The sequence below is a fragment of the Sphingomonas sp. ERG5 genome (genome assembly GCF_000803065.1).
Lineage (GTDB): Bacteria > Pseudomonadota > Alphaproteobacteria > Sphingomonadales > Sphingomonadaceae > Sphingomonas.
Window position 1 is genome coordinate 12,423 of record NZ_JSXI01000062.1, and the last position, 12,811, is coordinate 25,233.

Sequence of the window (12,811 nt, forward strand, 5' to 3'; positions counted from 1 at the left end):
GCATTTCAGCTCCCTCGCTGGCCGGGAGAGGAGGGGGGAGGCCCCCTACCCCTTGTTGCGGCTCTTCATCAGCGGCTGGATGCGCGTGCCGAACGCCTCCACCCCTGCGACGAAATCATCGAACGTCAGCAGCACGCCGCCGGTATTGGGCACCTCCGCCATCTCGTCGAGCATTCGCGCGACACTTTCATAGCTGCCGACCAGCGTGCCCATGTTGATGTTGACCGCACCCTCCGGCGCGGCGAGCTGACGAACATTGGTCGAGGCATTGTGCTTGTCGGCTGCACCCTGTTCGGCGAGCCAGGAGATCGCGTCGATATCGACGCCGTCATTATAGCTTTTCCACTTCGCCATCGCCGCTTCGTCGGTCTCGTCGGCGATGATCATCACCAGCACGAAGATCGACACATCGCGCCCGGTCTTCGCGGTCGCCGCCGCGAGGCGCGCATTGTTCGAAGAGAAAGCGGTCGGCGTGTTGACGCCCTTGCCAAGGCAAAAGGCATAGTCCGCCCATTTGGCCGAGAAGGCGAGCCCCTCGTCCGAGCTGCCCGCGCAGATGATCTTCATATCGCCTTCGGGCTTGGGGCGGACGAGACAATCGTCCATCTGGTAATATGTACCCTTCAGGTCGCTCCGCCCTGTTTCCCATAACTCGCGGAGAATCTGGGCATATTCGTCGAGCATCTGGTAACGGTTGCGGAAATGCTCATCTCCCGGCCACAAACCCATCTGGCTATATTCGGGTCGTTGCCACCCGGTGATCAGGTTCAGCCCGAAGCGTCCATGGCTGATCGAATCGATCGTGTTGCACATCCGCGCGGCAAAAGCGGGCGGAATGACCAGGGTCGGACAGGTCGCGTAGATCTTGATCTTCTCGGTGACCGCAGCGAGGCCGGCCATCAGCGTGAAGCTTTCCAGGCCATATTCCCAGAATTCGGTCTTGCCGCCGAAACCACGCAGCTTGATCATCGAGAGCAGGAAATCGAGCCCGTGCTTCTCCGCGCTCTGGGCGATCTGTTTGTTGAGATCGAAGCTCGGCATATATTGCGGCGCGTTCTCGCTGATCAGCCAGCCATTGTTATTGATGGGGACGAAGACTCCGACCTGCATTGGTTTAGCTCCTCAGAAAATCGAGAATGAGTGCGTTGAAGGTGTCGGGATCGGTGACGTTGCAGGCGTGACCGCCCCATTTCATGGTTTCGAGCCGCGCGCCGGGGATGGCCCCCGCCAAAAGGCCGGAGCAGCCCGGCGGCACCAGCCCGTCATCGTCGCTCGTGAGCAGAAGCGTAGGTACCGCCAGTCCCGCAAGGCGGTCCATCACGTCGAAGTCCACCGCTTCAAGGATGCGCTGCTCGACCATGTCGGCGGGAAAGGCCGCGATGTGCATGCCCTCCTCTTCCGCCAGTTCCCGATCATGATCGGAGATCCATTGCGGCGGATAGAGGAAGATCGGCTGCGCATGGACATAGTCGCGGACGCCGCCATGACGCAGCAGATTCAGCCGCGCGTCGAAGCAGCGCGCGGTATAGGGATCCGGCCGGCCCCAGCCATTGACCACCACCAGCCGATCGACCCGCGCCGGCGTATCGAGCGCGAGGGTGAGGCCGCCCATGCCGCCAATGGCGTGGCCAACGATCGATGCACGCGGCAGATTGAGCGCATCCATCAGCGCCAGCATATCGTCGCCGATGCTGTCGATGCGCGGCGTGACCGTGCGGTCCGAACGGCCGGTGCCGCGATGATCATAGGCGATGACGTGAAAATGCCCGGCCAGCGCGGCGACGTTCGGGCGCCAGTAACTCGCCGATCCGCCCATGCCCGACGACAGGATGAGCGGCGGTGCGCCTGCCGCCCCGTGCGTTTCGTAATAAAGACCGGCGGCTTCGGGCATCAGGCGATATGCGCCACGCTGGCGATCTCGACCAGGCAATCGGGCTTCACCAGATCGCATCGGATGCAATAGCGCGCCGGCTTCGCGCCCGGAAAATATTCGGCATAGACCGCATTGAAGGCGGCATAATCGGCCAGGTCCTTGAGGAAGATATGGTTCATCGCCACGTCCTCAAGCGTCGCGCCGCCGGCCTCGAGCGTGATCTTGATGACGTCGAGGATATGGCGCGTCTGCGCGGCGGCATCGCCGACATGCAGCACCGTGCCGCCTTCGCCAAGCGCGAGCACGCCCGAGACATAAACGGTGTTCCCGGCTTTCGCGCCGGCCGAATAAGGCGCGATCGGGGTGGGAAATTGCGGCGGGTTGATCGGGGTGAAGGGCATGTGGGTTTCCTGATTTCCGTTCGTGCTGAGTTCGTCGAAGCATCGTTCTTTCTTCGCTATCTTCTGCGGAAAAGAAGAACGGCCCTTCGACAGGCTCAGGGCGAACGGGTTTGGGGGGACTCTTCGGCGATCTGCCCGAACGTGCCGCAGAAATCGGGCACGGTCGACACCCAGCCGAAGAATTTCTCGACATTGTAGACAGTCGCCGCCTGGAGATATTCGGGGCCGAGGTGATGCGTCGCATCCTCCAGCATCACGCCGAAATATTCGAGGTGAAAGCCATCCCGCAGCGTGCTTTCGACGCAGACATTGGTGGCGATGCCGACGAATATGATGTTGCGGATGCCGCGTGCGCGCAGCGTGCTGTCGAACTGCGAGTTGAAGAAGGCGGAGTAGCGCGTCTTGTGCACGCGCAGATCGCCGGGTTGCGGGGTCAGCGCATCGACGATCTCGTAATCCCAGCCGCCGCGCGCCAGCAATTGCCCCTGCAGTTCGGGCCGCGCGCGCATCGTCTTCAGCGCGTTGGATTTGTGCCAGTTGGGCGAGCCGGGGCCGCCAGCTTCATTATACTCCGGGTCCCAGCCATTTTGCAGATAGACGATCTGCACCCCGGCCTTGCGCGCGGTGTCGAGCACCGCCGCGACCCGGTCGATCGCGGCCGCCGCCCCTGAAATGTCGAACCCGGCAAGATCGACATAACCGCCGGGCGAGGCATAGGCATTCTGCATGTCGATCACGACGATCGCGGTTTCATCGACCGCGACGCGCAGCGGCTCGGGCCGCGCGGGCAAGGTGACGTAGCGCTTGCCCTCGACCGTCGGGGACGAATTCACGGTCGTATTTGCGGACATCGGCACCTCGCTACAGTCGAAGCAGCCAAGTCTGACGGGCGTCGCGCGGTATCGCAAGGGGCGCGGCGACTATGGGGTGAGCAATCTTCGAATGGTCTGGCGTTCCGCACTGACAGGCATGAGCGGCTTTTGGGGCCTGAAGGTCGCAGTTCTACAATTGCCGAGATGATTGGGACATGGCGGCTGAATCATTGACCAGCGGCAGCCGCGGAAGAGTGGCGGTTGGTGGTTTACGGTCCATCCGTTGTTCGAGGCAGCAAATTATCTGTCGCTCACTTCAACGCCTGCCGGCGCAGGCGCGGATTTAATCGCGCAGTTGAGGACCACTTGCAGCTTGTCCCGGGAATAAGCAGGGCCTTCGGTATAGGCCGAGTCAACCACACATCCCGATGCATATTCGGCGGCACGCGCGGCGAGCGCGTAATGTTCCGCGTTCAGTTTTACGATCAACGATTGCCGCGAGACCTCTGCGTCATTGCCGCGCTGAACCACTTTGAAGCTGGCCTCTCCAATTTTGACGATCTTCACGACCTTGCGCGCCTTTTCCGAGGCGAATGCTCCAGGCGCATATGCTCCTGAAACGATGAGCGCCATCATGACCCCAAAGCGCATATTCATGATCAGCCCCCGGCCCGCACCCGCATAAAAAAAGCGATTAAATGGTGCTCAGCGAAACATATCGAGCTCCTTTTCGTCTTTCAACAACGCGCCTCCAAGACATCAGCGAATATTCAAGGTCGACGTGTTTAACCGCTGGCCCCTTGTCATTATCGAACATCCACTTTGGGCACGCATCCTTTTCCGGAAGGCGGATCGACCGCTTGCCAGCAGCGCGGGGCGTTCCCGCTTTATGGATACGCGACCCGCGCGACATTTGCGGCCCGTTTCTCGACTTCGCCCGAAACGAACGGGGTTGAGGTTACCACGCCTCGCTCTCCTGTCCTTTCCCGAGCCAGCCCAACCTATACATCCCGCTTACCCACTTCAACAAACAGACTGTACGTTCTGTAAATGCAATGCTACATCGCGAGTCGAACGGCGGATGACCGTTGCGAGGGAGGATGAGTTCGATGGGTATTCAGCGGAAAATCGCGCTTGTGTCGGGCACCGCGCTGATGGCGTTCTGCCAGCCCGCCTTTGCGCAGGACGCGACGCCAGTTCCGGATACAACCACGACGCAAGGCGCCGAGGCTTCACAGGATGGCGGCGTCGGCGACATCATCGTCACCGCGAGCAAGCGTGAAGAGCGACTGCAGGACGTGCCGGTGTCGGTCACTTTGGTCGATGGCGCACAGCTCACCCGCCAGAATATCAACGAAGTCGGCGACATCACCCGCGCCGCGCCGGCGCTCAACACCGCTGGGCCGTTCGGCGCGCTGAGCATTCGCGGCGTCGGCAGCCTGTCCTTCTCGCGCTCGTCCGAAGGCAGTGTCGGTGTGGTCGTCGACGGTGTCGCGCTCGCCAACACCTCGGCCAACCCGCCGCAGCTGTTCGACGTGGCGCGGGTCGAAGTGCTCGAAGGACCGCAGGGCACCTTGTTCGGCCGCAACTCGTCGGCCGGCGTGCTCAATATCGTCACCGTCGCGCCGAATCCCGACGCGTTCGAAGTCATTGCCCATGCCGATGTCGGCAGCCGCGACACTTATGTCGGCCGCGCGACGATCAACCTGCCGATTGCCGGCAATGCCGCGCTGCGCGTGTCGGGGGCGTACAACCAGGCGCCGGAAAACCAGTATAACCGCTACAATGGCAGCTTCCTGCATTCGATCGGCAAGAGCGGCCGCGCGCGGTTCAAATGGGATCCGACCGCGGACATCACCATCAACCTGATCGCCGATTACACCCAGTTCGACCGGCAGGGCGGCGCGCCCTGGACGGTGTATCATTCGACCCCGGGCAGCCTGTTGTCGCAGCGCCTGGCCGCGTGCGGCGTGACCGTCGGCCAGCAAAACCAGGACGGCTGTGTCGATGGCGGCGAGCAGACCACAACCAAGACCTATGGCTTTTCCGGTCAGGCCGACATGCAGATCGGCGGCGTCACGCTGACCTCGATCAGCGCCTATCGCGCCTTCAAGCAGACCAGCACCGGCAGCGATGCGGACAGCGTGCCGATCAACCTGCTCAACCGCAACCAGTCGCTCGGCGACTATCGCAATTTCAGCCAGGAATTGCGGCTGACGTCCCGCAGCGGCGGGTTCGTCGAGTATGTCGGCGGGCTCTATTATTTCGATGGCCAGCTCGACACGTCGAACGACCAGCGCGGCTTCCTGTTCAGGGACGTGCCGGTTCCCGGCATCGGCATTCCCCTGCCCAATGTGCCGTTCGGCCAGCGCGTGGCGACCACATCGTCAGTGACCAGCGTCGCCGCGTTCGGCCAGGCGACCTTCAACCTGACATCCGCCCTGCGCGTGATCGCCGGCGCGCGCTATGGCAATGAGGACGTCCGCGCCTTTACCGTCGGCACACCCACACCGGGCGGTGCGGCCTTTGCCGGTGTCGGCACCAAGCGCGGCAAGGTCAGCGACACCTATTTCTCCTACCGGCTCGGCGCGCAGTTCGACCTGAGCGACGGCATCATGCTCTATGGCACCTACACCAAGGGCTATAAGGGACCGTCGATCAACGACCAGTCGATCGGGCCGAACATCCCGACCATCGTCCGCCCCGAAATCCCGTGTGCGAGCGAAATCGGCATCAAGACGACCTTGCTCAATGGCCGCCTCGCGATCAATCTCGCCGGATTCTACACCAAGGTGACCGATTTCCAGGCACAGTTCTTCGACCCCGGCATCTCACAGTTCGTGTTCGGCAATGCGCCGTCGCTGAAAACCAAGGGCGTATCGCTGAGCGTGTTCGGCCGGCCGGTCCATGGGCTCACGCTCAATCTCAACGCGCTCTACAATGACGCAAAATATGGCGACGGCTATTATGTCGCCTGCGCCCAGCTCCAGACCGCGGCCAATGGTTGCGTCGTCGTGCCGGGCACCAAGACGCTCGCCGACAATGCCGGCGGCAATCGCCTTGCAGGCAGCCCGAAATGGAAGCTGACTGGCAGCGGCGAATATGAAGCGTCGCTCAGCGACAGCCTCGCCGCCTATGTCCAGGCGGATGTCGTCTACACGTCGCGGATCAATTTCACCGCGAATTACGACCCGCTCGCGGCCAATGCGCCGGCGGCGATCTTCGGCGGACGGATCGGCCTGCGCACGTCGGATCAGCGCTACGGCATCGCAGTGTTCGGCCGAAACCTGTTCGATGTGTACCGCGCGAGCGTGCGCTTCCCGACCTCGGTCGCGGCGCAGCAAAAGGATCCGCAATCCTATTCGCAGATTTCAGGCACTGATTCACGCCGCGTGATCGGCCTGTCGCTCGACGCGAAATTCTGAAGGATGAACAAGGACGCTGCGAATTTCGAAGTTGCCGCTTCGGTCTCACCCGAGGCGCGAGCGAAGCTGGAGGGCATTCGCGCCTTTCTGGCCGCGATACCGGCGCCGGCAATTCCGCAGACTCTGGCCGATTTCGATGCAGCGGCAGCGCGTGGCGCGGTGCTGGCGGAACAGCTCGGCCGGTCGGCGATCGAGGCGCTGGCCCCGGTCGTCACCGAGCGGATTTTGGGCGGTGTCGCGGTACTCGACATCTGCCCCAGGGATCATCGCGATGACGGCAGCGTCATCGTCTATGTCCATGGCGGCGGCTTCGTCAGCGGCTCCGCGCGCGCCAATCTGCTCACCGCCGCCCTTGCCGCCGCGACCAGCGGGCGGCGGCTGATCTCGATCGACTATATGCTCGCGCCGCGCGGGACATGGGACGTGATCCTCGATCAGGTCGCCACGGTGTGGACCGCGCTGATCGAGCAAGGGGTCGCGCCCGGCGGGATGGGCCTGTTCGGGGATTCGGCCGGTGGCTGTATCGCTGCCGCCGCCACCTTGCTGCTTCGCGATCGGGGCATGGCGATGCCGGCTGCGTTGATCATGCTGTCGCCGGTCACCGACCTGCACGGCGAAGGCGACACCACCGTAACATTGGCCCCGGTCGACTATCTCGACGCGACGGTGCGGCACCTTGCGCGCCAGGCCTATGCGCCGGGCGCCGATTTGACCGACCCACTGGTCTCGCCGATCTTTGGCGACTTCGCCAAAGGCTATCCGCCAGTGCTGCTGCAGGTCGGAACGCGCGAAATGCTGCTCAGCGACAGCGTGCGGCTGCATCGCCGGCTGCGCGAGGCCGGGCAATCGTCGCGGCTCGAACTCTATGAAGGCATGCCGCACGTGTTCCAGTCGCTGCTTGCCGATGCGCCCGAGGGGCGTGCCGCCTGGGCCGAAATGGCGGCGTTCTGGTCGGAGCATTTGCAGTCATGACCGGCGAGACACTGGCATCCGCGCCGCGCACCGATACACTGCGCGCATGACCCAGACCGCCACCAAGATCCGCCCGCCCCGCCGCCCCCAGGCCGAACGAAGCGCCGACACGCGCGCCAAGCTGATCGAGGCGGCGATCATTTGTCTCCACCGCTTCGGCTATAGCGCGACCACGGTCACCATCGTCGCCGAGGAAGCCGGGGTCAGCCGCGGCGCGATGACGCATCAATTCCCCGCCAAGACCGACCTGATGCTCGCCGTGGTCGGCGCGGTGTATGAGGCGGACACCGAGCATTACCGGCGCGCGCTCACGGCACTATCGCCGGCGCAATGGATGAAGACCCTGCCCGCGACGATGTGGGAGGCGATCAGTTGCCCGTCCGGCGTCGCGGTGATGGAGATCATGCTTGCTTCGCGGTCGGATGACGATCTCGCGGTCAAGCTGCGCGCATTGCAATCCGATATCGACCTGCACGCGCATGCCGCGGTGGTCGACCGGCATGCCCAGCTCGGCCTGGTCGAGCGCGAGGATGGCGAAGCGGTGCACCGCGTGTTCGTCGGCGCGGTGCGCGGCCTGACGCTCGAGGCATTGTTCATGGACAATCGCGCCGAGGTCGAAAAGTCGATCGCGGTGCTGAGCGAGATGCTCGGCCTGCTTTACCCCAAATTGCTCGAATAACAGGAGACCATGTTGACCGATCCGTTGCGCAAACCCGTTCCCCAGGGCTTTTTATGGGGCACCGCGATTTCCGCGCACCAGAGTGAGGGCAACAACATCAACTCCGACGCCTGGCTGTGCGAGACCGTCACGCCGAGCATTTATCACGAACCGTCGCGCGACGCCTGCGACAGCTATAACCGGTTCGAGGAAGATGTGGCGATCGCCGCCGATCTTGGCTTCAACTGCCATCGCATAGGCATCGAATGGGCGCGGATCGAGCCCGAGCCTGGCCTGTTCTCCGGCGCCGAACTGGATCGCTATCGCCGCCTGCTCGACGCGTGCCACAAGCGCGGGCTCGCGCCGATGGTTACTTATAACCACTTCACTGTACCACGCTGGTTCGCGGCGCGTGGCGGATTCGAAGTTGCCGACGGGTCGGACCTGTTCGCGCGCTTTGCCGAAAAGTCGACCGAGCGGCTCGGCGACCTGATCTCCTACGCCTCGACCTTCAATGAGGCGAACATCCAGCGGCTGATCGCGCAGCTGCGGCGCGGCCCCGAAGCGCGCGCGACCTATGACCCAATGCTCGAGGCATGCGCCAGGGCATGTGGATCGGAGCGCTTCTCCTCGCTGCTGTTCGCACCAGTCGAGACGACCGAGGAGAATATGCTCGCCGCGCATGACAAGGCGATGGCGGCGATGAAGGCGGGCCCGGGCGATTTCCCGGTCGGCCTGACCCTGACCATGCAGGACGTGCAGGGCGTGGGCGAGAATAACATCTCGGAACATGTCATCGACCTGCTCTATGGCCCGTGGCTGGAAGCGGCGCGCAAGGCCGATTTCGTCGGCGTGCAGACCTATTCGCGCGTGCTGGTCGGCGCCGAAGGCCGCCTGCCCGCGCCCGAGGGCGCGGAGATGACCGCTGCGCATTATGAATTTTATCCGCAGGCGCTGGGCGGCACGATCCGCTTCGCCGCCGAACGCATCGGCGTGCCGATCTACGTCACCGAAACCGGCATGGCGACCAACGACGACACGCGGCGCATCGCCTATATCGACGGCGCGCTGGCCGAGGTGCGCAAATGCCTGGACGACGGCATCGACGTGCACAGCTTCATCCAATGGTCGCTGCTCGACAATTTCGAATGGACCCGCGGCTATGGCGAGCGGTTCGGGCTGGTCGAGGTCAATTACGAGACGTTCGAACGCACGCCCAAGCCGAGCGCCTATCATCTCGGCGGCATCGCGAAGTCGGGCCTGATCTGATGACGCGCGTGCTGGAGCCGGCAACCCCGGGGCAGGTCGGCCTGTCGCCGGACGGCCTGGCGCGGGTCGATGCGGCGGTACAGGCACAGATCGACAAGGGCGTGGTGGCGGGCGCCATCACGCTCGTCGCGCGTCATGGCAAGCTGGTCCACACCAGCACATTGGGCGTGAAGGACCTGGCGAGCGGCAAACCGCTGCAGGTCGACAGCCTGTTCCGCATCTTCTCGATGACCAAGCCGATCACCGGCACCGCGATGCTGATCCTGCATGATGCCGGTTTATGGTCGCCCGAGGATCCGATCGCGAAGCATTTGCCCGAACTTGCCGGCATGAAAGTGCTGGCCGGTTTCGATGCGGCGGGCCAGCCGGTCCTGGAGCAGGCAGCGCGCGCGCCGACCATGGGCGAGTTGATGACTCATCGCGCGGGCTTCGCTTATGGCATTCAGGGCAGCACGCCGGAGGACAAGCTCTATCATGATGCCGGGCTCTGGAGCGCGGCGGATCTGAACGAATTTGTGCAGCGGCTCGCGACCGTGCCGTTGGTCTATCAGCCCGGATCGACCTGGCGCTACAGCCTCGCGATGGACCTGCAGGGCGCGATCATCGAGCGGTTGAGCGGCCAGTCGCTGCCCGATTTCATGCAGGCGCGTATCTTCGGCCCGCTCGGCATGGTCGACACCGCGTTCCATACCCCGCCTGAAAAGCGCGAGCGGCGCGCGACGCTCTATTTCGGTGCAGAGGGCGCGGCGCTGATGCCGCTTGCCGCCAATCCGCTGTTGCCCGATCATGACACAGTGCCGTCACTGGCGCTGGGCGGGGCCGGGCTGATCTCCACCGCGCCGGATTATGCGCGCTATGCGCAGATGCTGCTCAACGGCGGGGAGTTTGCCGGCAAACGCATCGTCAGCGAAGTGAGCGTCAAGGCGCAGATGACCAACTACCTGCCCGACGAATTGCTCGAACGGCGTATCGTCGCCGGCCACCAGAAATTCCGTCCCGGTTTCGGCTATGGCTATAATGGCGTGGTGTTCACCGACCCGGAGCTGGCGGGAATTCCCGTCGGCAAGGGCACCTATCACTGGGATGGCGCGGCGGGGACATGGTTCTGGGTCGACCCGGAGAACGACCTGCTGTTCGTCGGCCTGATCCAGCTGCTATCCTACACCGCGCCGCCGCTCCAGGCGACGACGCAGAAGCTGATGGCCGACGCGATCCTCGATTGAGGCGGGACACCGGCCCCGCCTCATATCGGCCGTGCGCTACTGCGCGGGCGCTCCTTTGCGATAGCGGTCGAACCAGGCAAGGATCGCTGATGCCTTGGCGGCCGACTGGGACGGCCGGGCGGCGATGCTGCCATGGCCGGCGCCGGGCACCTTGACCAACGCCGTCGGCACGCCGGCAATCTGCAGCGCGGCATAATATTGCTCGGATTCGCTGACCGGCGTGCGGTAATCGTCGCTACCGACCACCACCAGGGTCGGGGTCTTCACATTGCCGACCAGGCTGAGCGGCGAACGCACCCAATAGCTCATCGGATCCTCCCAGGGCAGCTTGGTGAACCAGTAGCGCGAAGTGAACAGGGTCGCGTCCATGGTCAGCGCCTCGCTGATCCAGTTGATCACCGGCTTTTGCGTCGCGGCCGCCTTGAAGCGGTTGTTCTTGCCGACGATCCATGCGGTCAGCACGCCGCCGCCCGATCCGCCGGTGACGAACAGATTGTCCGGATCGGCAGTGCCGTCGGCAATCGCCGCATCGACCGCGGCCATCAGGTCGTCATAGTCCGCCGAAGGGTAGTTCTTGTCGATCAGATTGGCGAACTCCGCGCCATAAGAGGTCGATCCGCGCGGGTTGGTCCACAGCACCGCATAGCCGTGCGCGGCATAGAGTTGCATGTCGGTCGCGAAGCCCGGGCCATAGGCGCTATTGGGTCCGCCATGGATTTCGAGGATCAGCGGCACGCGCTGCCCCGGCGTACGACCCGGCGGAGTCGCGATCCACGCGTCGATCGCGCGGCCATCGGGGGCGGTGACGCTGAGCTTGCGGGTTGGCGCCAGCGCCTTCGAGCCAGTCAGCACCGCGTTGAGATTGGTCAGGCGGCGCGGCTTGCCGGCGGTCGTCACCCATATATCGGCGGGTGACGAGGCGTCGCCGCCGGTATAGGCGATCGTGCCGCCGCGCGAGACCGAGAAATCACCCCCTGTATAGGGCCGGTCGAGCCCCCCACCCCACACATTATCGGCCAGGGTGGTGATCCGGCCATCGACCCCGATCCGCACGACGCGGCGCTGCCCATGATCGTCATAGCTGGCATAAAGGCTGCGGCCATCGGCAGCCCACACCGCATCCTCAATGCTGCGGTCGAGCGATGCGGTGAGCGAGCGCGGCGACGCGGCGTTGCGGTCGCCGAGATAAAGCTGTGTATTCTCATAGCTGCGCCGCGTGTCGTCGAAACCGAGCCAGGCGACATGCGTACCATCGGGCGAGACGCGCGGGCTGGCGTCCGGGCCGTCGCGGCTGGTCAGGGTGCGAAGCGCACCGGTCGCGACATCGACCGCGATGACGTCCGAATTCATCACCTCGCGCTCTGCCTTGGGTCCGCGGATCGCGGCGAACAACAGGCTGGTGCCATCGGGCGTCCAGGACAGCGGCCCACCATCGTCGAACCGGCCAAAGGTCAGCTGGCGTGCCGCGCCGCCATCGGCCGCAACGACGAAGACATGATCATAGCCGGGTTTGATATAGCCCGGCCCATCGGCGCGGTACGTGACGCGGTCGATCACCTCGAGCGGCTCGGCCCATTTGGCGCCCTCCGGCTTGGCCGGCGCGCTGCCGAGCCTGGTGCCCTCCCCTGCAACCGTCGCGGTATAGGCGAGCCGGGTGCCGTCGGGCGACCAGGCCAGCGCGCCCGGATCGCCCGGCAGGCTGGTCACCCGCGCACTGGCGCCGGTCGCGATCCAGCGCACGAAGAGTTGGCCGCGATCGCCATCGGCGGCGGCATAGGCAATGCGCGTACCGTCGGGCGACCAGCGCGGGCTCGATCCTTGCGTCGCGAATGGTGACTGGCGGCCAGTGGCGACATCGATCAGCCACAGCGACGACTGCATCCGATCGGTCATCACATCGCCCGCGCGCCGAACATAGACGATGGTGCGGCCGTCCGGGCTGATCTGCGGATCGGCGGCGATCGACAGGCCGAACAGGTCCGACCCGGTAAAGGCGCGTGACGGTCCCTCGGCAGCCGGCGCAGGCGTCTGGGCCTGGGCGACGACGGGCGCGGTGGTGAGGAGCAAAGCGAGAGCAAAGGGGGCGAAACGCAAGGGAGGACTCCTTCGGCTGGATTGGCGGACAATGGCGAATTGCCGACCGAAGGCAAGCGGCTGCGGGATCAAAGCTCGGATACG

At 64.3% G+C, this 12,811-nt stretch carries 11 protein-coding genes; 5 read left to right on the forward strand and 6 right to left on the reverse strand.

The window, feature by feature from the left end; translation table 11 throughout:
* Positions 1 to 45: 45 nt before the first annotated feature.
* The 5 genes from rutA to OO12_RS19555 all read right to left on the reverse strand — a co-directional run bounded on the left by rutA (position 46) and on the right by OO12_RS19555 (position 3,719).
* On the reverse strand, positions 46 to 1,110 hold the full coding sequence (gene rutA, locus OO12_RS19535; protein ID WP_034160419.1) for a pyrimidine utilization protein A: 1,065 nt from the start codon (positions 1,108 to 1,110) through the stop codon (positions 46 to 48).
* A gap of 4 nt (positions 1,111 to 1,114) precedes the next feature.
* Positions 1,115 to 1,891, reverse strand: coding sequence for a pyrimidine utilization protein D (gene rutD, locus OO12_RS19540; protein ID WP_034160420.1), 777 nt, complete (start codon positions 1,889 to 1,891; stop codon positions 1,115 to 1,117).
* Positions 1,891 to 2,274 carry a pyrimidine utilization protein C gene (gene rutC / locus OO12_RS19545; RefSeq protein ID WP_034160421.1) on the reverse strand — a complete coding sequence of 128 codons (384 nt, stop codon included), beginning with the start codon at positions 2,272 to 2,274 and terminating at the stop codon, positions 1,891 to 1,893. Before rutC ends, rutD begins: the two co-directional genes overlap by 1 nt.
* 95 nt (positions 2,275 to 2,369) lie before the next feature.
* A complete protein-coding gene (gene rutB / locus OO12_RS19550) occupies positions 2,370 to 3,125 on the reverse strand; it encodes a pyrimidine utilization protein B (protein ID WP_034160422.1) in 756 nt (251 codons plus the stop codon).
* A gap of 261 nt (positions 3,126 to 3,386) precedes the next feature.
* The gene (locus OO12_RS19555; protein ID WP_160296851.1) at positions 3,387 to 3,719 is read right to left on the reverse strand and encodes a hypothetical protein; all 333 of its coding nucleotides are present in this window, start codon (positions 3,717 to 3,719) and stop codon (positions 3,387 to 3,389) included.
* A 476-nt stretch (positions 3,720 to 4,195) separates the two neighbouring features.
* On the opposite strand from OO12_RS19555, the gene OO12_RS19560 reads away from it, so the two are divergent.
* From OO12_RS19560 to OO12_RS19580, 5 genes are read left to right on the forward strand one after another with little or no spacing between them, the layout of a single operon-like run.
* On the forward strand, positions 4,196 to 6,511 hold the full coding sequence (locus OO12_RS19560) for a TonB-dependent receptor (RefSeq protein WP_034160436.1): 2,316 nt from the start codon (positions 4,196 to 4,198) through the stop codon (positions 6,509 to 6,511).
* A gap of 3 nt (positions 6,512 to 6,514) precedes the next feature.
* Positions 6,515 to 7,483, forward strand: coding sequence for an alpha/beta hydrolase (locus tag OO12_RS19565; protein ID WP_034160424.1), 969 nt, complete (start codon positions 6,515 to 6,517; stop codon positions 7,481 to 7,483).
* Positions 7,484 to 7,529: 46 nt separating this feature from the next.
* A complete protein-coding gene (locus tag OO12_RS19570; protein WP_034160425.1) occupies positions 7,530 to 8,162 on the forward strand; it encodes a TetR/AcrR family transcriptional regulator in 633 nt (210 codons plus the stop codon).
* 12 nt (positions 8,163 to 8,174) lie between these two features.
* Positions 8,175 to 9,410, forward strand: a complete 1,236-nt coding sequence (locus OO12_RS19575; RefSeq protein ID WP_235364897.1) for a glycoside hydrolase family 1 protein — start codon at positions 8,175 to 8,177, stop codon at positions 9,408 to 9,410.
* Positions 9,410 to 10,633, forward strand: a complete 1,224-nt coding sequence (locus OO12_RS19580) for a serine hydrolase domain-containing protein (RefSeq protein WP_034160427.1) — start codon at positions 9,410 to 9,412, stop codon at positions 10,631 to 10,633. Before OO12_RS19575 ends, OO12_RS19580 begins: the two co-directional genes overlap by 1 nt.
* A gap of 36 nt (positions 10,634 to 10,669) precedes the next feature.
* Here OO12_RS19580 and OO12_RS19585 read toward each other — a convergent pair whose 3' ends face one another.
* Positions 10,670 to 12,727 carry an alpha/beta hydrolase family protein gene (locus tag OO12_RS19585; RefSeq protein ID WP_034160428.1) on the reverse strand — a complete coding sequence of 686 codons (2,058 nt, stop codon included), beginning with the start codon at positions 12,725 to 12,727 and terminating at the stop codon, positions 10,670 to 10,672.
* Positions 12,728 to 12,811 lie beyond the last annotated feature (84 nt).

What these genes read in the sequence shown, in the direction of transcription:
- rutA (WP_034160419.1), bottom strand. Translation starts at nt 1,110, where the DNA reads ATGCAGGTCGGAGTCTTCGTCCCCATCAATAACAATGGCTGGCTGATC.
- rutD (WP_034160420.1), bottom strand. Translation starts at nt 1,891, where the DNA reads ATGCCCGAAGCCGCCGGTCTTTATTACGAAACGCACGGGGCGGCAGGC.
- rutC (WP_034160421.1), bottom strand. Translation starts at nt 2,274, where the DNA reads ATGCCCTTCACCCCGATCAACCCGCCGCAATTTCCCACCCCGATCGCG.
- rutB (WP_034160422.1), bottom strand. Translation starts at nt 3,125, where the DNA reads ATGTCCGCAAATACGACCGTGAATTCGTCCCCGACGGTCGAGGGCAAG.
- OO12_RS19555 (WP_160296851.1), bottom strand. Translation starts at nt 3,719, where the DNA reads ATGGCGCTCATCGTTTCAGGAGCATATGCGCCTGGAGCATTCGCCTCG.
- OO12_RS19560 (WP_034160436.1), top strand. Translation starts at nt 4,196, where the DNA reads ATGGGTATTCAGCGGAAAATCGCGCTTGTGTCGGGCACCGCGCTGATG.
- OO12_RS19565 (WP_034160424.1), top strand. Translation starts at nt 6,515, where the DNA reads ATGAACAAGGACGCTGCGAATTTCGAAGTTGCCGCTTCGGTCTCACCC.
- OO12_RS19570 (WP_034160425.1), top strand. Translation starts at nt 7,530, where the DNA reads ATGACCCAGACCGCCACCAAGATCCGCCCGCCCCGCCGCCCCCAGGCC.
- OO12_RS19580 (WP_034160427.1), top strand. Translation starts at nt 9,410, where the DNA reads ATGACGCGCGTGCTGGAGCCGGCAACCCCGGGGCAGGTCGGCCTGTCG.